This is a genomic window from Xanthomonas campestris pv. asclepiadis (assembly GCF_020784175.1).
Classification (GTDB): Bacteria; Pseudomonadota; Gammaproteobacteria; order Xanthomonadales; family Xanthomonadaceae; genus Xanthomonas; species Xanthomonas campestris_D.
The window spans coordinates 98,431-120,658 of record NZ_JAJGQM010000005.1 but is presented as its reverse complement, the minus strand read 5'-3'; the positions used below and the strand labels follow the sequence as shown (position 1 = coordinate 120,658).

Sequence of the window (22,228 nt, the reverse complement as noted above, 5' to 3'; positions counted from 1 at the left end):
GAGTGATAATCCCTTCTCCCGTCGGGAGAAGGTGGCGCGCAGCGCCGGATGAGGGTGCGAGCGAAGCCTTGTGCCGTCCAACTATGCCAGGGCTTCGCCCTGTACCCTCACCCACAACCCCTCTCCCGCAGGAGCGTGGCTTTGATTCCCTTTCCTGCGGGAGAGGGAAATCACCAGCGCGGCGACTTGGTCAGCGGCGGCGCCTGATGCTGGCGATCGTAGGCGCGCAGTTCGTCGCGGATATGCGCCACGCGCTGGCGGCCCAGCGCATTGCGGCTATCGTCCAGCACCACGCCGTCGAGTAGTTCGGCCATGCGCTGCACGGTCGGCAGCATCTTTTCCCAGGCATCCAATGCGGTCATCGGCGCCGGCAAGGTGAGGAAGAATGCAATCGCCGGGGTCTGCATCTCGCGAATGTTGGCCATGTCGAAACTGCCAGGCTTGAGGATGCTGGCCATGCTGAAGATCGGCCCGCGCTCCGGATGCCCTTCCACCAGGCGGTGGAACACATTCATGTGCCCGAACACCAGCCCGGTCTTCTCGGCAGCGACCACAACGTCTTCGCCGCGCAGGACCTGGCCGGCCTTGGCGGCCACGAACAACGAGACGATCTTGTCGAAATCCTGGTTGGGCCGCTTGCCGACGTCGTTGCCGCCGGCCGCATCGGCATCGTCCAGGTTCAGCTCGCTCTGCTCGGCGCCTTCATTGCGCTCGAAAGGGTCGCCCTCCACGCCAGGCTCGCCGGAAATCACCGGTTCGCGGCGCTCGCGCGGCTGCCCATCGTCCTTGTCGACCCGGCGGCCTTGCGGCGATTTTTTCGGGCGACCAAACAGGAAGATGGCCGCGACCAGCAGCAGTCCAGCGATCAGGATCCCGATCCGGATCATGGCCATGTCGGACATTCAGCGTGCCTCCGCATAAGAGTGACAGGTGTCGATATTCCAACAAGCATGGCACGTCATGCCGCACCCGCCAAACGTGCGGCCTCTTCCAGGTCCACGCTGACCAGGCGACTGACGCCCGGCTCGCGCATGGTCACGCCCGAGAGCTGACGCGCCGCCTCCATCGTTGCCTTGTTGTGACTGACGAACAGGAACTGCACCTTCTCGCTCATTTCCCGCACCATGTTGGCCAGGCGGCCGACATTGGCTTCATCCAGCGGCGCGTCCACCTCGTCGAGCAGGCAGAACGGCGCGGGATTGAGCTGGAAGATCGCAAACACCAGCGCCACCGCGGTCATCGCCTTCTCGCCACCGGACAGCAGCGAGATGCTGGACACACGCTTGCCCGGCGGGCGCGCCATGATGGTCACGCCGGTATCGAGCAGGTCTTCGCCGGTGAGTTCCAGATAGGCGTGCCCGCCACCGAACAGCCGCGGATACAGCGCCTGGACGCCGGAATTGACCCGGTCAAAGGTGTCCTTGAAACGGCCGCGGGTCTCGCGGTCGATCTTGCGGATCGCCTCTTCCAGCGTCTCCAGTGCGGTGTTGAGATCCAGGTTCTGTGCATCGAGATATTCCGAACGCTGCGCAGCCTCGCCGTACTCCTGGATCGCGGCCAGATTGACCGGCTCCAGCCGCCGCATGCGCCCGTCGATCTGGCCGACCGCCGCTTCCCACTCGGCCACGTTCGCTGCTTCCGGCAATCCATTGACGACGTCCTCGAGCACGAAGCCGGCTTTCACCACGGCGGCCTCCAATTGCTCTGCGCTGAGCACCAGCGCCTGCTGGTCGAGCTTGCGCTGCGAGATGCGCTCGCGCTGGGCAAGCGCCTGTTCGTCGCGCTGCTGACGGGTCTGCTCGTAGCTGCGCAGCTCGCCATCGATGCTCTCCAGCATCGTGCGCGCTTCGCTCAACACGCGCTCGGTGCGTACACGCTCGCTCAACGCGGCCTGGTGCTCGTGCTCCAGCGTTTCCACCGGCGAGTCGCCGTCGCTGAGCTGGGCGACCAGGTCCTCCAGGCGCGTATCGAGCTGGCCGCGCTGGCTGTCCATGCGCTCCAGCGTCTGGCTCAGGGAGGTGATCTGGGTGCGTTGCGATTCCAGCGTCAGCGCCAATGCATGCATCGCATCGCGCACGCCACGTGCGGCATCGCGGGCCTGATCGCGCGCATCGGTAAGCTGACGGCGTTCGTTCTCCAGCGCCTCGCGAGTGCCTTGCAGGTCACCCATCAGGGTCACCGCGTCTTCGAGCTTGGCGCGTGCCTCGCGTGCCTGCTCGCGGCTAGTGTCCAGCGTTTCCAGCAGCTGCGACAACTCGTTTTCGATGCGTTCGATGCGCGTGCGCGCGGCATCGACCTTGCCTTGCTGGCTCTGCAGCTGACCGGCCAGTTCGGACACGCTGCGATGCGCCATGTACAACTGGCGCTGCGCATCTTCGCGTTGCTGTTCGGCCGCCAGCAGCTGCTCGCGGAAGCTGCCCAGGCGCTGCTCAAGGTCGGCTTCGCGCTCCTGCAAGGTTTCGATCTGCGCGCGCAGTTCCTGAATCTCGCGCTCGCGCAACAACGCGCCCTGCTTGGCGGCGCCGGAACGCGACACGCGCACCCAGCCCTCGCCCAGCCGCTCGCCGCTGCGGGTGATGACCGAATCGCCCTCGGGCAGGCTGCGCTGCAGCGTGCGTGCCGCATCCAGATCTTCGGCCGCGTGCAGGCGCGCGAGCAGGCGACGGATCGCGATCGGCCCCTGCACCTTGGCCGCCAGCGAGGTCGGCGCAAATGTCGCGTTGTCGCTGGCATTGGACACCAGCGCGATGCGGCCCTCGCCCAACTCGCCCAGCGCGTCGACCAGTTGCTCCGGCGCATCCACCAGCACGCCTTCGATCAATTGCCCCAACGCACCTTCGACCGCATTTTCCCAGCCGCTTTCGACCGTGATGCGTTCGCCGACGCGCGCCGCCGAATCCAGCCCGCGCGACTTTAGCCACGCCACCGCCGCGCCCTGCTCCTGACCGAGTGCGGCCTGCTGCAAGGTTTCCAGCGACGACAGCCGGCCACGCGCGGCCTGCGCCTGCTTGCGCACCTCGGCCAGCTCGCCCTGGCTGGCCCGTTGCTGTTCCTGCAGCCCGCCGAGCGCGTGCTTGCGCGCTTCGACCTGCTCGGTCAGCCCGTCCAGCGAGGTCTTCTGGGTTTCATGGCGCAGTTCGATCTGCTCGAACGCTTCGGCCAGCGCATCCAGATCCAGCCCGGCGCGCTCGTTGACCAGCGCTTCGCGGCGGCGCTCGGCCTCCAGCGACTGGCGATCGAGATAATCGACGCGCGTGCGCTCCACTTCGCCGGCACGCGAGGCTTCGCCGGTGTCGCGGTTATGGGTTTCCCAACGCTGCTGCCAGTCGGCCAGGCGTGCTTCGGCCTCGCGTAGCGACTCCTGGCGGAATTCGTGGTCTTCGCGCAGCTGTTCCAGCTGTGGTTCGGCAGCGTCCACCGCCTCGCGTAACACCGCCAGCCTGGCCGAATCGCCGCTGATGTGCTGGGTCAGTTCCTGCAACTGGCTCTGCGCCTCGTCGCGCGCCTTGTGCAGGCGATGCGAGAGTTCGCGCTGATGCTGGATCTGCTGCTCGATGCGCGCCAACGCACCCCCGACCTGATAGACATCGGCCTGCGCCTTGGCCACCGCTTCGGCGGCTTCCTCGCGACACGCGCGCCCGGTTTCGATCCGCGCCTCGGCATCGCGCTGTTCGGCGATCAGCTGCTGCAGCCGGGTCTCTTCCTGATTCAGTTTTTCGCGCAGGCCCTGCAGCCGCCCGTCCAGCCCGCGGTATTCCAGCGCCTTCCACTCGGCGTCCTTGATCCGGCGTTCTTCCTGCAAGGCCTGATACTGCTCGGCCTGGCGCGCCTGGCGCTGCAGATGCGCCAGTTGCTTGGTGATCTCTTCGCGCAGGTCGCCCAGGCGATCGAGATTCTCGCGGGTATGCCGGATGCGCGTTTCGGTTTCCTTGCGGCGCTCCTTGTACTTGGAAATGCCGGCGGCTTCTTCCAGGTACACGCGCAGGTCTTCCGGGCGCGCCTCGATGATCTGGCTGATCATGCCCTGCTCGATGATCGAGTAGCTGCGCGGCCCCAGACCGGTGCCCAGGAACAGGTCGGTGATGTCGCGGCGCCGGCACTTGGTGCCGTTGAGATAGTAGGCACTGTTGCCGTCGCGGCTGACCAGGCGCTTGACCGAGATCTCGTTGAACGAGGCGAACTCACCGCTGATGGTGTGATCGGAGTTGTCGAAGATCAGCTCCACCGTCGCCTGCGACACCGGCTTGCGCGCCGAGGAGCCGGAAAAGATCACGTCGGTCAGCGAGTCGCCGCGCAGGCGGCTGGCCGAACTTTCGCCCATCACCCAGCGCACCGCGTCGATGATGTTGGACTTGCCGCAGCCATTGGGGCCGACGATGCCGGTCATGTTGGTGGGCAGGTGCAACGTGGTCGGGTCGACGAACGACTTGAAACCGGACAGTTTGATCGTGGACAGGCGCATGGGGCTGAAGGTTCCGGGCACCGCACGGGCGAGGCCGGCAGGCGCTTTTTCCTGTGAAGCCGACCCCTAAGCCCTTGATCCACAAGATCTGTGGGCCGTGGAACCGGCAATGGAGCACGAGTATAGCGGGCCCGCCATCGCTGGCGTGGCCGCAGAAAGACGAAGGGCGCCTAACCAGGCGCCCTTCGGGTACAGCGTACAGCGTGGATCAGGCGTCGGATTCGACGATGACCTTGACCGAGGTTTCCACATCGGCGTGCAGGTGCAGCACAACGTCGTACTCGCCGACATTGCGGAATGCGCCTTCGCCCAGGATCACTTCGCTCTTTTCCAGCGGCAGGCCGGCGGCGGTGAACGCCTCGGCGATGTCGCGCGGACCGACCGAGCCATACAGCTTGCCTTCGGTCGACGCATGCGCGCCGATGGTGACGCTGGCGCCTTCGAACTTGCCGGCGCGGCTCTGTGCATCGGCCAGGATGGTGTTGGCCTTGGCTTCGTAGTCGGCACGCTTGGCTTCAAACGCTTCGACGTTGGCAGCGGTGGCCGGCACGGCCTTGCCCTGCGGCACGAGGAAGTTGCGGCCGTAACCCGGCTTGACGCTGACCTTGTCGCCCAGGCCGCCGAGGTTGGTCACTTTCTGCAGAAGAATCAGATCCATGGTGGTGCTCCGTTATTCGTTAGCGCCGACGCTTTGGCCGACGCAACGTTTGCTGTCCGAAAAGACGGGATTCGGGAATCGGGATTTGGGAATCGCAACAGCACGATCAACACCGCATCTCGAATGACCGGCCTCTATATTTATTACCCGCACATGGATGTGCGGGCTTTTGTGAGGGACTCACATACAACCGTGCGGGCTCCAGTGAGGAACTCACATCAACGACTCGGATTAGACGTCGTGATTGTCCGTGTACGGGATCAGCGCCAGGAAACGCGAGCGCTTGACGGCCGTCGCCAGCTGACGCTGGTACTTGGACTTGGTGCCAGTCACGCGGCTCGGCACGATCTTGCCGTTCTCGGTGAGGTACTGACGCAGGGTGTTGAGATCCTTGTAATCGATCTCCTTGACGCCCTCGGCGGTGAACTTGCAGAACTTGCGACGACGGAAGAACTTGGACATGACAGCGCTCCTTAAGCGGCTTCGGCGTTGTCGCCGTCGGTATCGGTGGCGGCAGGTGCAGCATCGCCCTCATCGTCATCACGACGACGACGCTCGCTACGCTCGGGCTTGTCGCCCTTCTCGTCCTTGCTCTTCATGATCAGCGACTGCTCGGTGTCCGGGCCGTCGCGCTTGACGACCAGGTGACGCAGCACCGCATCGTTGAAGCGGAAGCTTTCCACCAGCTCGCTCAGCACGGCCTGGTCGACTTCGATGTTGAGCAGCACGTAGTGCGCCTTCACCAGGTTCTGGATCGGGTAGGCCAGCTGACGACGGCCCCAGTCTTCCAGACGGTGGATGGTGCCGTTACCGCCCTCGATCAGCGACTTGTAGCGCTCGATCATGGCCGGGACCTGCTCGCTCTGATCCGGGTGGACCAGGAACACGACTTCGTAATGACGACTCATGTTGTATTACCTTTCGGATGTGGCCACGTGGGCCGGACAGCTCCCCGGTAACCCGCACAAGGCGGCCGGTGGAGCAAGGGTTCCCGCCCGGAACCGGGCAGGAAGCCGGAAAGTATGACAGTTCAGGCGCTTAGCCGCAACCGGCCGCGCCGTCAGGAGGTTTAAAGCCCCTCTCCCACCGGGAGAGGGGTTGGGGTGAGGGTCCGGGAGCGAAGCCTGCGCAGAATCGACTACTCATGTGCTTCGCCCCACACCCTCATCCGCCCTTCGGGCACCTTCTCCCGAGGGGAGAAGGATCTCCAGTGGAGTTTGTCTCAGCCGGGCTCAGCGATGCTCGGCTTCGGTCGTGAAGCTCTCCCCGCACCCACACTCGGCGGTCGCATTGGGATTGCTGAAGGTGAAGGTCTCGCTGAGGCCGTGCTTGCCGAAATCGATGCAGGTGCCGTCGACCAGCGGCAGGCTGATCGGGTCAACGAAGATGCGCACCCCCTCCTGCTCGAACACCGCATCGTCGTCGCGCTTCTCGCGCGCCAGGTCGGTGACATGGCCCCAGCCCGAGCAACCGGTCTTGGTTACGCCAAAGCGCAGACCCAGCGTCCCCGGGGTCTGCTGCACGAAACGCTGCACGCGCTCCAGCGCGGCGGGGGTGAGGCTGATGGCCATGAGGGATGCTCCGGAAACGATGGTGAAACAGTGGTGGCAAGTATAGCGAGGCTGCAATCACCGGGGCTGCACCCGCTGATACGACGTGTTCCCCAGATGGGGCCATGTCCAGCCGTCGACAAGCGCGACCACCGGCAAGCGGTTCAGATGCTCGCGCCAGCGCGCCCGCAGCCAGTAAACTCGCAGACCATTCAAAGTCGCTACGGCGAGGACAAGTCATGACGGTGGTCAGCGTTGAACATGCGCTTACGGGAAAACTCCCGGAAGGCGGCGAAGTCACGGTACGGGGGTGGGTGCGCACGCTGCGCGGATCTGCCGGACTGGCCTTCATCAACGTGACCGATGGCTCCTGCTTCGCTCCGATCCAGGTAGTGGCCAACGACACCCTGCCCAACTTCGACGAGATCAAGCGCCTGACCAGCGGTTGCTCGCTGATCGCCAAGGGCGTGCTGGTGAAGTCGCAGGGCAAGGGTCAGTCGTTCGAGATCCAGGCCAGCGGCGTGGAGATCGTCGGCTGGGTCGAAGACCCGCTGACCTACCCGATCCAGCCCAAGCCGATGTCGCCGGAGTTCCTGCGCGAAGTGGCGCACCTGCGCCCGCGCACCAACCTGTTCGGCGCGGTCACCCGCATCCGCAACTGCCTGGCGCAGGCGGTGCACCGCTTCTTCCACCAGAACGGCTTCAACTGGATCAGCACCCCGATCATCACCACCTCCGACGCCGAAGGCGCCGGGCAGATGTTCCGCGTCTCCACGCTGGACATGGTCAACCTGCCGCGCGATGCCAGCGGCGCGGTGGATTTCAGCCGCGACTTCTTCGGCAAGGAAACCTTCCTGACCGTGTCCGGCCAGCTCAACGTGGAGGCCTACTGCCTGGCGCTGAGCAAGGTCTACACCTTCGGCCCGACCTTCCGCGCCGAGAACAGCCATACCACGCGCCATCTGGCCGAATTCTGGATGATCGAGCCGGAAATCGCCTTCGCCGATCTGGCCGAAGACGCGCGCCTGGCCGAGCAGTTCCTCAAGTACCTGTTCCGCGCGGTGCTCGATGAGCGTGGCGACGATCTGGCATTCCTGGCCGAGCGCGTGGACAAAAACGCGATCGCCAAACTGGAAGCCTTCATCAATGCCCCGTTCGAGCAGATCGACTACACCGAGGCGGTGAAGCTGCTGCAGAACTCGGGCAAGAAGTTCGACTTCCCGGTCGAGTGGGGCCTGGACCTGCAGACCGAGCACGAGCGCTGGCTGACCGAGGAACATATCGGCCGCCCGGTGGTGGTGACCAACTACCCCGAGCACATCAAGGCCTTCTACATGCGCCTGAACGAGGACGGCAAGACCGTCGCGGCGATGGACGTGCTGGCGCCGGGCATCGGCGAGATCATCGGCGGCAGCCAGCGCGAAGAGCGCCTGGATGTGCTGGATGCACGCATGGCGCAGTTCGGCCTGGACCAGGAGCACTACAGCTGGTACCGCGATTTCCGTCGCTACGGCTCGGTGCCGCATGCCGGCTTCGGCCTGGGCTTCGAGCGCCTGGTGGTCTACGTGTGCGGGCTGAGCAATATCCGCGACGCCATCCCCTACCCGCGCGCGCCTGGCAGCGCCGAGTTCTGATGTGAGCCTGCTGGCCGCCGCCACGCTGCAGTTGCTGGCCTTCGCGGCGGCGTTGCTGGGCGCCGGCATCGCCGGGGTGCGCGGCGTCCGGCTGGCGCAGCTGGCAGCCGCACATCCGGGTGCCAGCGCGTGGTGGCAGGGTGACACGGCACGCAGGGCGATCATCCGCGCCGTGCGTCCGTTATGGTGGACCATCACTGCGCTGGTGATCGGCGCAGCACTTCCCCAACTCGCAATGCTGCTGGCGGGCACATGACCCTGTTCTTCGCACTGTGTTTTGTCGGTGTAGCGGTTGCCGGGCTCACCGCCTTGCTGATCTTCTGGCCGCTGACGCTGGTGCACCTGCGCGACCGTCATCCCGAGGCGCTGGCCAGCTTCGGCGATCCGGCCTTCATCAGCCCTGTGGCGCTGCGCTGGCTGCTGACGCGGCGCTACCGCCGCCACCGCGACAATGCGCTGTCCGGCCTGGCCACGCCGGCCTGGCTGTCGCTGCTGACCATCTTCTTCGGCCTGGGCATGGCGGCCCTGCTCGGCCTGCTTTCCAAGGTAATGCCATGAATACACCGCAAGACACCGCACAGGACGACCACGATTCGTGGTGGCTGGCCACGATCGGCCGCACGCTGATCTGGGCGCGCCTGCGCGTCAAGCAGGCCGGCACCGCCGAAGTCCTGGACAGCGACGGCAAGATCCTGCCCTACGACAGCGAAGACAGCGCACGCGCGGCCTTGTTCGATGCCGAATTCGTCGCGCTCGACGGGCTGGACGAGGAAGACGCGCTGATGCGTGGCTTCTCGCTCAACGAAGTGTCGCCGCCGCGTGGCGACGACGATGCGGACCTGCGCGAACGCATGGTGCTGACCCTGGGCGGTCGCGCCTGACATGTACGCCCCGCGCGCGTTCGCGCAGACCGATCTGGCCTTGCTGGACTGGCTGATCGCGCGCGACCCGTTCGTCACCGTGATCAGCCAGGGCGACGATGGACAGCCGGCGATCTCGCATCTGCCGGTGCTGTACCGACGCCAGGCGCAGGCAGTGGTCATCGAAGGCCACTGGGCACGCCCCAATCCGCAGGCACGCAGCCCCGGCGATGCAGTACTCGTGGTGCAGGGCCCGCACGCCTATGTGTCGCCGAGCTGGTATCTGGACAAGGAAGCGGCGGCACGCGTGCCGACCTGGAATTACGCCGTGGCGCATCTGCATGGACGCTGCGAGCAGGTCAGCGACGAGGCGGCGCTGGGCGATCTGTTCGGCCGCATGAGCGCACACTTCGAACAGCGTGTCGGCAGCGACTGGCTGTTCGAGATGGAGCGCGACAGCCACCGCCGACAGCTGCGTGGTCTGGTCGGCTTCCGCTTCGTTCCCAGCCGCATCGAGCTGACCTTCAAGCTCAGCCAGAACCATCCAGCCAGTAATGTCGCTGCCGTGAGCGAAGCACTCCAGCAACAGGCGTCCACCGACTCCCGCGAGCTGGCGTCGCTGATGCGCGATGCCCTGCAGGCACGCGATGGCGCGGCCTGAGCGGGGCCATACAGCGTCGATTTGCGCATCACTGCCTTTCGCTCATCTGTCGATCACACACTGCCCTTCGTCCTCTGGAATACTGCGCGCATGAACGAGCTCAACCATTTGCTTGAAAACAACCGCGCCTGGTCCGAACGCATCCGTCGCGAGGACCCGGAATTCTTCTCCAAGCTCTCCACCCAGCAGACGCCCGAGTACCTGTGGATCGGCTGCTCGGACTCGCGCGTGCCGGCCAACCAGATCATCGACATGGCGCCGGGCGAGGTGTTCGTCCATCGCAATATCGCCAACGTGGTGGTGCATACCGACCTGAACTGCCTGTCGGTGATCCAGTTCGCCGTCGACGTGCTCAAGGTCAAGCACATCCTGGTGGTCGGCCATTACGGCTGCGGCGGCGTGTTTGCCAGCCTGACCCAGAAGCGCATGGGCCTGGTCGACAACTGGATCCGCCACGTCACCGATGTGGCCGACAAGCACGAGGCCTGCCTGCACGATGCGGGCGACCTGCCGGTCCAGCATGCGCGCCTGTGCGAGCTGAACGTGCTTGAGCAGGTGGTCAATGTCTGCCGCACCACCATCGTGCGCGATGCCTGGGAGCGCGGCCAGGCACTGCAGGTGCATGGTTGGGTCTACAGCCTGCGCGACGGACGTGCGCACGACCTGGGCATGTCGATCGACCGCCCCGAGCTGCTGCAGGAACGCTACGACACCGCACTGGCGCGCATCCAGGCCGATCACGCCGAACGCTGAGCCGCACCCGCACACCACCCCACCGCGGCGCCCATCGGTGCCGTCGGTTGGCTATGCTGGACGTCTTCTTTGCCGAGGAACGTCGATGCTGGTCCCGCCGATCAACCTGCAAGCCTGGATCGAGCAACACCGCCACCTGCTCAAGCCGCCGGTGGGCAACAAATGCATCCAGCAGGACGGCTTCATCATCATGATCGTCGGCGGGCCGAATGCGCGCACCGACTATCACTACGACGAAGGCCCGGAGTGGTTCTTCCAGCTCGAAGGCGAGATGGTGCTGAAGGTGCAGGACGACGGCGTGGCACGCGACATCCCGATCCGCGCCGGCGAGATCTTCCTGCTGCCGCCGAAGGTGCCGCATTCGCCGCAACGCGCGGCCGGCTCGATCGGCCTGGTGATCGAACGCGAGCGCCTGCCCAACGAGCAGGACGGCCTGCAGTGGTATTGCCCGCAATGCAATCACAAGCTGTACGAGGCGATGTTTCCGCTGCAGGACATCGAAACCGATTTTCCGCCGGTGTTCGATCATTTCTACCGTTCGCTCGCGCTGCGCACCTGCACCCAGTGCGGACACCTGCATCCTGCGCCGGAGCGCTATGCCGCTGTCGAGGCATGAGCGGGCCATGGCGCATGGCACGGGCGGGTACGTCTTGCGCAGGTCTCCAGCGCGCGTTCGCTCGATGGCCACGCGTGTGCGTCACGCAGACATCCCAATGCCGCGCAATTGCAATGAAGGCGCAACTGCCCGCAACGTGCTGCGTTTCAACCGCGTGCACGAGCGGCGGCCACGCTGCGTGTCCGCGCTGAGCCGCATGCCATGCTGCGCACGCTGATCGACCTCAAACCGCGCGACGTGCCGCTGCGCGTTGCGCTGCGTAACACCGCCGCGGTGGTGCTGCCGTTGGCTGTCGGCGTGGCCACCGGGCATGTCGCCGCCGGTCTGGCCGTGTGTACCGGCGCGCTCAACACGATGTTCACCGACCAGCCCGGCCCATACCGCGCGCGTCTGCAACGCATGCTGATGGCCGCGCTGGCAGCCGGCCTGGCCGCGTTGCTCGGCATCTGGGTCGGCCACAACACGCCGGCCCTAGTGATCGCCGGGCTGCTGCTCGGCCTTGGCGGCGGCTTGCTGGTGGCGCTCGGCCCGGTGGCGGCGCGTGTAGGGCTGACCAGCATGATCCTGCTGGTGGTCAGCGCCGACATGCGCCTGCCGGTGCAGCAGGCTGCGGGCGTGGCGGCATTGATCTTTGCCGGCGGCATGCTCCAGGTGGTGCTGGCACTGGCCGCCTGGCCACTGCAACGCTATCGCCCGGAGCGCTTCGCGCTGGCCGACCTGATGCGTCAACTGGCCGGCATCGCGCGCCAGCGTCCGGAAGCCAGCGCCCCGCCACCGGCCACCCAGGAGGTGCTTGATGCAATGGTGATGCTGCACGGCGAGCATCGCTCGCGCGCGATCGCCGTGCAGAGCTTCCGCATCATTGCCGAGCTGTGCGAGCGCGTGCGGCTGGAGCTGCTGTCGCTGGCCGATGTCGATACCCGCCTGACCGAGTCGCAGGCGCGCCCGGCGATCGAGCGTGTGCTCGAACGCAGCGCCATCGTGCTGGAACAGCTCGCGCATGCGATGACGGTGGGCGAAGACCCGCTCGCCGCCAATGCCTCGATGACCGGCTTCGACGATCTGGTCGCCGCGCTGGCGCAGTTCCAGCACGACAACGCCGATACCCGGGAACGCCGGCTGGTGCGGGTGGCGGTGGCGCGCGCGCAAGGCCTGGGTGGCCAACTGCGCGCGCTCATCCGCAATGCGCATTGGGCCAGCAGCCGTGGCGAAATCCAGGCGCAGCTGGCCGAAGCGCGCCTGGCGGCGGTACTCAGGCCCGCCGCGACCTGGGCCACGCTGCGTGCGAACCTGGATCTTTCCTCGGTGGCCTTCCGGCATGCCTTGCGCTGCGGCGTATGCCTGGCGCTGGCCATCGCCTTCCAGCGCTGGCAGCAGATTCCGCACGGCTTCTGGATTCCGATGACCACCGCCATCGTGCTCAAGCCGGATTTTGGCGGCACCTTCAGCTTCGGCGCCCTGCGCGTGGCCGGCACCTTCGTCGGCCTGCTGGTGGCGACCTTGCTGGCGCATCTGGCGATGGATGGCGCGAGCGTCCGCCTGGCGTTGCTGGCGCTGTTCTGCCTGGGCTTCCGCCTGCTGACGCAGGTGAATTACGGCATCGGCGTGGCGTTTCTGACCGGCATGCTGGTGCTGCTGCTGTCCTTCGAAGGCGTGGCACCGGGCGAGGCCATCGGTGCGCGCCTGCAGGCGACGGTGGCCGGCAGCGCCTGGGCGTTGATCGCCTATGCGCTGTGGCCCACGCGCGAACGCCGGCACATCCGTGCCTCGCTGGCGCAGCTGCTCAGCGCGTATCGCGATCATCTGCGCAATCTGTTGCTCGGCAGGATGGAGGATCTGGGCGACACCCGCGCTGCCGCACGCGTGGCGCGCACCAATGCGCAGGCCTCGATCGAACGGCTGCGCGGCGAGCCGCGCAGCCGGCGCAATCTGCACGAGCTCAAACTCGCCGAGTCGCTGCTGGCCAACGGCAACCGGCTGATCCGCGCCACCTTGTCGCTGGAGGCGGTGCTGCGCGACGGCCATCCCCTGCCTGCGCTGGACGCGCTGCCGGCATTCGCGCAACAGGCCGACCAGGCGCTGTCCGAGCTGATCGCCTGCCTGCTCGACGGCGGCATTCCCGCCGCGGCCACCTTGCGCAGCGCCGAGCGCCAGCTGTCCGATGCGTTGGCGGCCCTGCCCGACGGCTCGCCCGCCACCGCCGCACTGGCCGACACCATCGACCGCATCACCGACAGCATCGGCACCTTGACGCACCTGTTGCGCCCTGCCCGCCCCGCCTCGACCAAAGTCTCTACCGATACCTCGGCCGAGGCCCCGGCCGCGCATGACGGCGCACACGGTGCCGGCGGGTAAACTGCGCCACTGACCTGCGTTGCGAGCCGTGATCATGACCGACCTGCTGTCCCGCGCCCATGCCGTTGCACTGGACGCCGCCGACCCGCTGCGGCACCTGCGCGATGACTTCATCTTCCCGCAGCATGCCGGCCAGGATCAGACCTATTTCGTCGGCAACTCGCTGGGCCTGCAGCCACGCGCCGCACGCGCGATGGTGTCAGAGGTGCTCGACCAGTGGGGCGCACGCGCGGTGGAAGGCCACTTCACCGGCCCTACCCAGTGGCTGACCTATCACCAGCTGGTGCGCGATGGCCTGGCCCGGGTGGTCGGCGCGCTGCCCGGCGAAGTGGTGGCGATGAACACGCTGAGCGTCAACCTGCACCTGATGATGGCCAGCTTCTACCGCCCCACGCCCGAGCGCGGCGCGATCCTGATCGAAGCCGGCGCGTTTCCGTCCGACCGCCATGCGGTGGAATCGCAACTGCGCCTGCACGGGCTGGATCCGGCCACGCAGCTGATCGAAGTGGAAGCCGACCAACCCAATGGCACGCTGTCGATGGCGGCGATTGCCGAGGCCATTGCGCAGCATGGTCCGCGCTTGGCGCTGGTGCTGTGGCCCGGCATCCAGTACCGCACCGGTCAGGCCTTCGACCTGGGCGAAATCGTGCGGCTGGCACGCGCACAGGGCGCGGCGGTGGGTTTCGATCTGGCGCATGCGGTCGGCAATATCGCGCTGACGCTGCACGACGACGGCGTGGATTTCGCGGTCTGGTGCCACTACAAATATCTCAACGCCGGCCCCGGCGCGGTGGGTGGCTGTTTCGTGCACGCACGCCATGCCAACAGCGACCTGCCGCGTATGGCCGGTTGGTGGGGACACGAGCAGCAGACCCGGTTCCGCATGGATCCGCAGTTCGTGCCCTCGCCTGGCGCCGAAGGCTGGCAGCTGAGCAATCCGCCGGTGCTGGCGCTGGCGCCGCTGCGTGCCTCGCTGGAATTGTTCGACCAGGCCGGCATGCCGGCGCTACGTGCCAAGTCCGAACAACTCACCGGGCACCTGGAACAACTGATCCATGCCCGCGTGCCGCAGGTGCTGCAGATCATCACCCCGGCCGCGCCGGCGCAACGCGGCTGCCAGCTGTCGTTGCGGGTGGCCGGTGGCCGCGCGCAGGGGCGCTCGCTGTTCGAGTCCCTGCAGTCGGTGGGCGTGCTGGGCGACTGGCGCGAACCGGACGTGATCCGCATCGCACCGGTACCGCTGTACAACCGCTTCTGCGACCTGCACCAGTTGGTCGAGCACGTGGAAACCTGGGCCGCCGCCTGAGCGCGTACGGCACAGACTGTGCCAGCGAACAGCACTGCGCGTGAGCCGGAATCGGCACCCGCGCACGTACACTCCGAACCCGCACCTGGCCGACCACGGCAGGTGCCGCTGCCAGCCACTCTCCTTTCCTCCTCTTGGCCGGCACTCGCGTCCGGCCGCTGCCGGATACCGCATTGAGCGCAGTCTCTCCCCGTTCCCTGACCCTGATCGGCGCTGGCCTGGCCGGTTGCCTGCTGGCCATCCTGTTGTCGCGTCGCGGCTGGCAGGTCACCGTCTACGAGCGCCGCGGCGACCCGCGCATCAAGGGCTACGAGTCCGGCCGCTCGATCAACCTGGCGCTGGCCGAACGCGGCCGCCATGCACTGCGCCAGGCCGGCGCCGACGACGCGGTGATGGCCAAGGCGGTGATGATGCGCGGGCGCATGGTGCACCCGCTGCACGGGCAGCCGCAGCTGCAGCGCTATGGGCGCGACGACAGCGAAGTGATCTGGTCGATCCACCGCGCCGCGTTGAATGTCGCGCTGCTGGATCTGGCCGAACAGGCCGGCGCACGCGTGCACTTCTACCGCCGCCTGCATACGGTGGACTTCGACGCCGGCTATGCGCGCTTCATCGACGACCGCGACGACCAGCCGCACGAAATCCATTTCCAGAGCCTGATCGGCAGCGATGGCGCCGGCTCGGCATTGCGCGCGGCGATGCAGCGCAAATCGCCGCTGGGCGAGCGCACCGAATTCCTCGATCACTCCTACAAGGAGCTGGAAATTCCGCCGCTGCCCGGCGGCGGGTTTCGCATCGAAGGCAACGCGCTGCATATCTGGCCGCGCGGGCGCTACATGTGCATCGCGCTGCCCAACGACGGCGGCACCTTCACCGTCACGCTGTTTCTGCCCAACGCCGGCGAGCCCAGCTTTGCCACTACCCGCAATGGCGACGAGGCGCTGGCCTTGTTCGCGCGTGATTTCCCTGATGCCTTGCCGCTGATCCCGCAGCTCAAGGAACATTGGGAAGAACATCCGCCCGGCCTGCTCGGCACCCTCACGCTGGACCGCTGGCATCTGGGCGGCCGCGCCCTGCTGATCGGCGACGCCGCGCACGCGATGGTACCGTTCCACGGCCAGGGCATGAATTGCGCGTTCGAAGATTGCGTGGCGCTGGCAGAGCAGCTGGACGCGCACCACGATCTGGAAACTGCGTTTGCCGCGTTCCAGGCCACACGCCGTGAGGATGCCGCGGCGATCCAGCAGATGGCGCTGGAAAACTATCTGGAGATGCGCGACCGCGTCGACGATCGCGACTTCCTGCTGCAACGCGCGCTCGAACAGCAATTGCAGGCGCGCTGGCCCACCCGTTTCGTGCCGCATTACACGATGGTGACCTTCCTGCGCACGCGCTATTCGATCGCCCTGGCGCGCAGCGAGATCCAGCGCGAGATCCTGGTCGAGGCCACGCGCGGGCTCAGCGACCTGTCGCGCATCGACTGGGCGGCACTGGAAGCGGTCGTGCATGCGCGCCTGCAACCGCTGGAAGGCGCGCACTGATCCACCTGCACAGGCCGGCGTCAGCGGGCCGGCGCGCGGATAAGAGATACTAGCCAGCACTGGCGGCGCCCTCCGCAGCGCGCCGCGGATCTGGATTTGATACGGCATGCCTGACAGCTTTCTCTTCTACGACCTGGAAACCTTCGGCCAGGATCCGCGCCGCACGCGCATCGCACAGTTCGCCGCGGTGCGGACCGATGCGCAACTGCGCGTGATCGAAGAACCGATCAGCTTCTACGTGCAGCCGGCCGATGACCTGCTGCCCTCCCCGTACGCGACCATGGTCACCGGCATCACCCCGCAGCACGCGCTGCGCGAAGGCGTGAGCGAGGCCGAAGCGTTTGCGCGCATTTCCGAACAGATGAGCCGGCCGCAGACCTGCACATTGGGCTACAACTCGATCCGCTTCGACGACGAGTTCGTGCGCTGCGGGCTGTTCCGCAATTTCTACGACCCGTACGAGCGCGAGTGGCGCGGCGGCAATTCGCGTTGGGACCTGCTCGACGTGCTGCGGCTGGTACATGCCCTGCGCCCGGACGGCATCGTCTGGCCGCAGCGCGAAGACGGCGCCACCTCGTTCAAGCTCGAACACCTGGCCGATGCCAACGCCGTGCGCGAAGGCGATGCGCACGAGGCATTGTCGGACGTGTACGCCACCATCGGCATGGCGCGCAAATTCCAGCAACATCAACCGAAATTGTGGGAGTACGCGCTGCGTCTGCGCGACAAGCGCTTTGCGGCGACGTTGCTGGATGTCATCGCCATGCAGCCGGTGCTGCATGTCTCGCAGCGCTATCCCGCCTCGCGCATGTGCGCCGCCGCGGTACTACCGCTGACGCGCCATCCGCGCATCGACAGCCGCGTGATCGTGTTCGATCTGGATGGCGACCCTGAAGTGCTGTTGCGCCTGAGCCCGGATGAGATCGCCGACCGGCTATATATCCGCGCCGCCGACCTGCCCGAAGGCGAGCAGCGCATTCCGCTCAAGGAAGTGCATTTGAACAAATCGCCGGCGTTGGTGGCCTGGCAACACTTGCGGGAAGCGGATTTCCGGCGCCTGGGCATCGAACACGACGCGGTATTGGCCAAGGCTGCACGCCTGCGCGCGCTCGGTCCTGAACTGGCCGAAAAAGTGCGCCAGGTCTACGGCAACGAGCGCGCTGCGGCGCCGGCCGTCAACGATGCCGATGCCTCGCTCTATGACGGCTTCCTGGCCGAAGGCGACAAGCGCCTGCTGGCGCAGGTGCGCGCCAGTGCGCCGGCCGAGTTAGGCGCGCTGGAGTCGCGCTTTCGCGACCCGCGCCTGGTCGAGTTGCTGTTCCGCTACCGCGCGCGCAACTGGCCGCAGACGCTGTCGTTCGATGAGCAGGAACGCTGGAACGTCTATCGCCGCCAACGCCTGCTCGAAGACCGTGGCCTGGGCGAGGTCACGCTCGACCAGTTCCATGCGCAGATCGCGGATTTACGGCTTGCTCACCCGGACGATGCTACCAAGCAGTCCCTGCTCGATCAGCTCGCCGCCTGGGGTTTGGACCTCCAACGCACGCTATGACCACCTATTTTTCCGACGCCAGTTTCAAGTTCCTGCGCGCACTGGCGCGCCACAACGACAAGACCTGGTTCAACGACCACCGGTATCAGTACGAGGCGCATGTGCGCCAGCCGTTCCTGCAGCTCATCACCGACCTGCAGCCGGCTCTGGCCGAGGTCAGCGAGCACTATCGCGCCGATCCCAAGACCCAGGGCGGCTCGCTGTTTCGCATCTACCGCGATGCGCGTTTTTCCAACGACAAATCGCCGTACAAGAACTGGCAGGGCGCGCGCCTGTTCCATGAGCGCCGCCGCCAGGTGCCGGCGCCGTCGTTTTATATCCATCTGCAGCCGGGCGAGAGCTTCGTGGGTGCGGGGCTGTGGCATCCGGAGCCGGACACCCAGCGCAAGCTGCGCCAGTTCATCTTCGACAATCCCAGCAACTGGAAAGCGGCCGCTTACGAGCCCAGACTGCGCCGCAAGTTCGCGCTGGATGACAGCGAGAAACTGGTGCGTGCGCCGCGCGGCTTTCCCAACGATTTCGAGTTTATCGATGACCTCAAGCATCGCAACTGGGCGTACCTGCGTCCACTCGACGATGCCATCATGACCGGCCCGCGCCTGCGTCAAACCATCGAAGCGGACCTCGTTGTATTGGCGCCGTTTGTCGATTATCTGTGCGCCGCGCTGGATCTGGAATTTTGATGCGTCGCGCGGTTCCGGCAGCAATCGACGCTGCGCAGGCAATCGGCGGACCGCGGCGATTTCTTGCTGCGCGGCGCCATGCCTCGACGCGCCTGGTGCAGACAACAGCAATGGACTGCATGCCATGAAGAAGCGCTGGTTGCTGCTGCCTGTGCTGGCCGCGTTGCTGCTGGCCAGCTATGTGGTTGCGGGCCCGTATCTGGCCATTCGCGGCATCAGCGAGGCAGTCGCCAATCGCGACGCCGCACAGTTGGAACGTCATGTGGACTTCCCCAGCCTGCGGGTCAACCTCAAGGCGCAGCTGGACGATTACCTGATCCGCCAGACCGGCAGCAGCATGCAATCCAGCCTGCTGGGCGGATTCGCCCTGCAGCTTGCCAGCGGCATCAGCGGCGCCGGCGTGGATACGCTGGTGACGCCGCTGGGCATCGGCGCGTTGCTGCAAGGCCATAGCGTGTGGAATCGCGTTACCGGCACCACCGTCAGCCCGGACACCTATGCGGCGCCGGCACCTGCGCGTCCGCTGCAAGGCGCGCAGCAGCGCTTCGAGTCCACCCGCCGCTTCACCGCCACCACCCGCACCGCAGCCGGAGCGCCGGTGGTGTTCGTGCTGACCCGGCAAGGCCTGCGCTGGCGTTTGACCGATATCCGCTTGCCGCTGGCAGAGGCGGAAGCGGAGCATCCGCTGACCCCATAACCGCGCGCCTGCGAGCGATGTTGGGCTTGTCGCATTTGCAAGCGGACGACGGGCGCCGGACAGCGGCTCAGGAAAACCGCCAGGCCCGCTCCATCCACGCCGCCTGCAGCCGCAACATCGACGGCCGCAACTGCCGACGCGCCGACCACGGCAACGTCGCCAGCGCCTGCTCCGCAGTGCCCGGCGTGCGCTTGCCGTTCCAGGCGTACAGCAGCTGGTTGCGCGGGTCCGGCTCGGGCAACAGCAGCACCCGTCCCTCGAACACCTTGCGCAGCGCCGCCAGATGCCCGGCCAGCGGCACCTGGAACAGGTTCAACACCAGCACACCGCTTGGTGTCAGCGCAGCGCGGCAATCGGCGTAGAACGCGGGCGTGCACAAGGCCGGCGGAATGCCATCGGCATCGTAGGCATCCAGCAGCAGCAGGTCGTAGCGCCCGGCACGCGTGCCGATCCACTGCGCACCATCGCCGTGCGTGACCTCCAGCCGCGCATCGTCGCGTGGCACGCCGAACGCATCGCGCAAGGCCAGCACCTGCGCATCGGCGTCCACCGCTTCGATGCGCGTGCTGCGCAGATAGCGGTGACAGAACTTGGCCTGCGCGCCGCCGCCGAAGCCGATCAGGCCGACGCGCTCGGGGCGCGGCTGCAACCACAGCGCCGCGAGCATGCCGCGCGTGTACGGCAGCATCAGCCGATACGGCGCCCAGCGCGACATGCGGGTCTGGACGGTGTCGTCGGCGAAATACAGCTCCAGTTGGCGCCAGCTGGAGCGCAGCGTGGCGCGTCCAGACCGCTTCGGTGCGTCGCTCACCTATCTGGCGGATCGTTGGCCACGCCATGCGGCACGTGACCGGCCGCCACATGCTGGTGTTGGCGCGCACTGTCGATGTTGTGCTGCGAATCGTCGAAGAAGATATCCGCGCCAAACGCCTCCAGGAACGGCCCCTTGTGGCGCCCGCCGAGGAACAGCGCCTCGTCCAGGCGCACGCCCCATTCGCGCAGGGTGCGGATCACCCGCTCGTGCGCCGGCGCCGAGCGCGCGGTGACCAGCGCGGTGCGGATCGGCGAGGCCTCGCCGGGCGGGAATGCCGCCTGCAGCGCATGCAGCGCCGACAGGAAATTGCGGAACGGCCCGACCGACAACGGCTCGCGCGCACGCTCGCGCTCGTGGCGCCCGAACGCCTCCACGCCCTGCTCGCGCGAGATGCGTTCGCTCTCGTCGCCGAAGATCACCGCATCGCCGTCGAAGGCGATACGCAATTGGGTCGACAGGCGGCTTTCGTCGTTGTGCACGATCGCCGCGGCGGCCTCGGCGCGTTCGCCCGGCGCGCGCGGCATGATGGTTGCCGCCGCGATGCCATGGGTGAGCGCACGCCGTACCGACTCCGGATTGGCCGACAGGAACAGGTCGGTGCCGAACGGCTTCACGTATGGCCAGGTCGGCTGGCCCGAGGTGAAGGTCGCCCGCACGATGCCCAGGTTGTAGTGCTGGATCGAATTGAAGATGCGCAAGCCGGTATCGGCGGAATTGCGCGACAGCAGAATCACCTCGACACGCGGGGTTTCTTCGGGCACATCGTGGTTAAGCGCCAGCAGCTTGCGCACTACCGGAAAGGCGACGCCCGGCTCCAGGATGTCGTCCTCGTGCTCGCGCTGGAACGCCGAATACGCCTCCACGCCATCGGCCTCGAACAGCGCATGGCCTTCTTCGAGATCGAACAGCGCGCGCGAGGTCACCGCGACGGTCAGGAGCCTGGGGGAATTATCAGCCATTGGGGTGCCGGGAATGGGGAATCGGGACTGGGGAATGGGTTGGAGCAACGACGAAGTTTCTGGGATTTGAGATCGTTACTTGCACTGCATCGTACCTTGGGCACGCGCAGGCTCGGCTGCACGTCGCGCTACTGCCGTTGCCAATCCCGAATCCCCAATGCCCAATCCCCGCGCCTCAGACCGCAAACTGTTCGCTGAAGATGCGCTCTTCCAGATTGTGTTCGGGATCGAACAGCAGCGTCACCTGGCGCCGGGTGGATTCACGGATGGTCACTTCCACCACGTCGCGGATCTCGTGCGAGTCGGCGGTGACGCTGACCGGGCGCTTGTACGGGTCCAGCACGCGGAAGCACACTTCGGTATCGGCCTTGAGGATGGCGCCGCGCCAGCGGCGCGGCCGATACGGCGCGATCGGCGTCAGCGCCAGCGTGTGCGAGCCCAGCGGCAGGATCGGCCCGTGGGCGGAATAGTTGTAGGCGGTGCTGCCGGCCGGTGTGGCGACCATGACTCCGTCGCCGATCAACTCGGCGATGCGGGTCTGGCCATTGAGATCCACGCTCAGGTGCGCGGCCTGGCGAGTCTGCCGCAGCAGCGAGACCTCGTTGTAGGCCAGCGACACCGTGCTAGCCCCAGACTCGGTCTGCACCTGCATTTCCAGCGGGCGCAGATGCGCCGGTTCGGCGCGTTGCAGACGTGCGAGCAGGTCGTCCTCGTCGTCGCGGTACTGGTTCATCAAGAACCCGACCGAGCCCAGCTTCATGCCGAACACCGGCTTGCTGGCAGCGCCGTGCCGGTGCAGGGTCTGCAGCATGAAGCCGTCCCCGCCCAGGGCGCAGACGATGTCGGCGGTGTCCAGCGCATGATCGCCATAGCGCTGCACAAGACGCGCGCGTGCGGTCACCGCAGGCTCGGCGTGACTGGCAAGAAAGGCAATCCGGGGTGGTGCGGTCATCGTTGACTCCAAAGCATGCGAATCAGCATACCGCAGCGCTGTGGTGGGCTTGTTGGCTGCCCGCCCCGCCCTCGCCTGTGCGGCCGCGCCTGCGCCTGCGCGATCGCGGGCGCCACCGGTGACACGGCGCGCGGCAGCCGCACGAATGCGGGCGATCCTGCGCGCCATGCGCGCC

At 66.6% G+C, this 22,228-nt stretch carries 22 protein-coding genes; 13 read left to right on the top strand and 9 right to left on the bottom strand.

What is annotated here, in order from left to right; all coding sequences use genetic code 11:
* Window positions 1-170: 170 nt before the first annotated feature.
* From zipA to LL972_RS04295, 6 genes are all read right to left on the bottom strand, one after another.
* Window positions 171-902, bottom strand: a complete 732-nt coding sequence (gene zipA / locus LL972_RS04320) for a cell division protein ZipA (protein WP_228326537.1) — start codon at window positions 900-902, stop codon at window positions 171-173.
* Window positions 903-958: 56 nt separating this feature from the next.
* On the bottom strand, window positions 959-4,462 hold the full coding sequence (smc, locus tag LL972_RS04315) for a chromosome segregation protein SMC (protein ID WP_228326536.1): 3,504 nt from the start codon (window positions 4,460-4,462) through the stop codon (window positions 959-961).
* 208 nt (window positions 4,463-4,670) lie between these two features.
* Window positions 4,671-5,120, bottom strand: a complete 450-nt coding sequence (rplI, locus tag LL972_RS04310) for a 50S ribosomal protein L9 (protein WP_016904199.1) — start codon at window positions 5,118-5,120, stop codon at window positions 4,671-4,673.
* Window positions 5,121-5,351: 231 nt separating this feature from the next.
* Window positions 5,352-5,582, bottom strand: a complete 231-nt coding sequence (gene rpsR, locus LL972_RS04305) for a 30S ribosomal protein S18 (protein ID WP_005991243.1) — start codon at window positions 5,580-5,582, stop codon at window positions 5,352-5,354.
* A gap of 11 nt (window positions 5,583-5,593) precedes the next feature.
* Window positions 5,594-6,028: a 30S ribosomal protein S6 gene (gene rpsF, locus LL972_RS04300; RefSeq protein WP_006451585.1), complete on the bottom strand. Its 435-nt coding sequence runs from the start codon at window positions 6,026-6,028 to the stop codon at window positions 5,594-5,596.
* Between the two features lie 324 nt (window positions 6,029-6,352).
* The gene (locus LL972_RS04295; RefSeq protein ID WP_228326535.1) at window positions 6,353-6,691 is read right to left on the bottom strand and encodes a HesB/IscA family protein; all 339 of its coding nucleotides are present in this window, start codon (window positions 6,689-6,691) and stop codon (window positions 6,353-6,355) included.
* A gap of 218 nt (window positions 6,692-6,909) precedes the next feature.
* Here LL972_RS04295 and asnS point away from each other — a divergent pair, with 218 nt between their 5' ends.
* From asnS to LL972_RS04230, 13 genes are all read left to right on the top strand, one after another.
* Window positions 6,910-8,304, top strand: coding sequence for an asparagine--tRNA ligase (gene asnS, locus LL972_RS04290; RefSeq protein ID WP_228326534.1), 1,395 nt, complete (start codon window positions 6,910-6,912; stop codon window positions 8,302-8,304).
* A 1-nt stretch (window position 8,305) separates the two neighbouring features.
* A complete protein-coding gene (locus LL972_RS04285) occupies window positions 8,306-8,560 on the top strand; it encodes a hypothetical protein (protein WP_228326533.1) in 255 nt (84 codons plus the stop codon).
* A complete protein-coding gene (locus LL972_RS04280; RefSeq protein WP_228326532.1) occupies window positions 8,557-8,862 on the top strand; it encodes a hypothetical protein in 306 nt (101 codons plus the stop codon). The genes LL972_RS04285 and LL972_RS04280 overlap by 4 nt, the downstream gene beginning before the upstream one ends.
* The gene (locus LL972_RS04275) at window positions 8,859-9,185 is read left to right on the top strand and encodes a hypothetical protein (protein WP_228326531.1); all 327 of its coding nucleotides are present in this window, start codon (window positions 8,859-8,861) and stop codon (window positions 9,183-9,185) included. The genes LL972_RS04280 and LL972_RS04275 overlap by 4 nt, the downstream gene beginning before the upstream one ends.
* A 1-nt stretch (window position 9,186) precedes the next feature.
* Window positions 9,187-9,825 carry an FMN-binding negative transcriptional regulator gene (locus LL972_RS04270; protein ID WP_228326530.1) on the top strand — a complete coding sequence of 213 codons (639 nt, stop codon included), beginning with the start codon at window positions 9,187-9,189 and terminating at the stop codon, window positions 9,823-9,825.
* Window positions 9,826-9,915: 90 nt separating this feature from the next.
* Entirely contained in the window at window positions 9,916-10,578 is a 663-nt protein-coding gene (gene can / locus LL972_RS04265) for a carbonate dehydratase (protein WP_228326529.1), read from the top strand.
* Between the two features lie 85 nt (window positions 10,579-10,663).
* Entirely contained in the window at window positions 10,664-11,194 is a 531-nt protein-coding gene (locus LL972_RS04260; RefSeq protein ID WP_228326528.1) for a 3-hydroxyanthranilate 3,4-dioxygenase, read from the top strand.
* 201 nt (window positions 11,195-11,395) lie between these two features.
* Window positions 11,396-13,549, top strand: a complete 2,154-nt coding sequence (locus LL972_RS04255; protein ID WP_228326527.1) for an FUSC family protein — start codon at window positions 11,396-11,398, stop codon at window positions 13,547-13,549.
* 34 nt (window positions 13,550-13,583) lie between these two features.
* Window positions 13,584-14,855 (top strand): kynureninase, encoded by a 1,272-nt coding sequence (kynU, locus tag LL972_RS04250; protein WP_228326526.1) that lies wholly within the window; start codon window positions 13,584-13,586, stop codon window positions 14,853-14,855.
* Between the two features lie 173 nt (window positions 14,856-15,028).
* Window positions 15,029-16,396, top strand: coding sequence for an FAD-dependent oxidoreductase (locus LL972_RS04245; protein WP_228326525.1), 1,368 nt, complete (start codon window positions 15,029-15,031; stop codon window positions 16,394-16,396).
* Window positions 16,397-16,502: 106 nt separating this feature from the next.
* Window positions 16,503-17,948: an exodeoxyribonuclease I gene (gene sbcB / locus LL972_RS04240; protein WP_228326524.1), complete on the top strand. Its 1,446-nt coding sequence runs from the start codon at window positions 16,503-16,505 to the stop codon at window positions 17,946-17,948.
* Window positions 17,945-18,631 (top strand): DUF2461 domain-containing protein, encoded by a 687-nt coding sequence (locus tag LL972_RS04235; RefSeq protein WP_228326523.1) that lies wholly within the window; start codon window positions 17,945-17,947, stop codon window positions 18,629-18,631. The genes sbcB and LL972_RS04235 overlap by 4 nt, the downstream gene beginning before the upstream one ends.
* Before the next feature lie 124 nt (window positions 18,632-18,755).
* Window positions 18,756-19,328 carry a DUF2939 domain-containing protein gene (locus LL972_RS04230; RefSeq protein ID WP_228326522.1) on the top strand — a complete coding sequence of 191 codons (573 nt, stop codon included), beginning with the start codon at window positions 18,756-18,758 and terminating at the stop codon, window positions 19,326-19,328.
* Between the two features lie 67 nt (window positions 19,329-19,395).
* On the opposite strand, the gene LL972_RS04225 is transcribed toward LL972_RS04230, so the two are convergent.
* The 3 genes from LL972_RS04225 to LL972_RS04215 all read right to left on the bottom strand — a co-directional run bounded on the left by LL972_RS04225 (window position 19,396) and on the right by LL972_RS04215 (window position 22,053).
* Complete coding sequence (locus LL972_RS04225) at window positions 19,396-20,139, bottom strand: transferase (protein WP_228326521.1); 744 nt, start codon at window positions 20,137-20,139, stop codon at window positions 19,396-19,398.
* Window positions 20,136-21,101 carry a 5'-nucleotidase gene (locus LL972_RS04220; protein ID WP_228326520.1) on the bottom strand — a complete coding sequence of 322 codons (966 nt, stop codon included), beginning with the start codon at window positions 21,099-21,101 and terminating at the stop codon, window positions 20,136-20,138. Before LL972_RS04220 ends, LL972_RS04225 begins: the two co-directional genes overlap by 4 nt.
* Before the next feature lie 175 nt (window positions 21,102-21,276).
* Window positions 21,277-22,053, bottom strand: a complete 777-nt coding sequence (locus LL972_RS04215; RefSeq protein ID WP_228326519.1) for an NAD kinase — start codon at window positions 22,051-22,053, stop codon at window positions 21,277-21,279.
* Window positions 22,054-22,228: the final 175 nt, after the last annotated feature.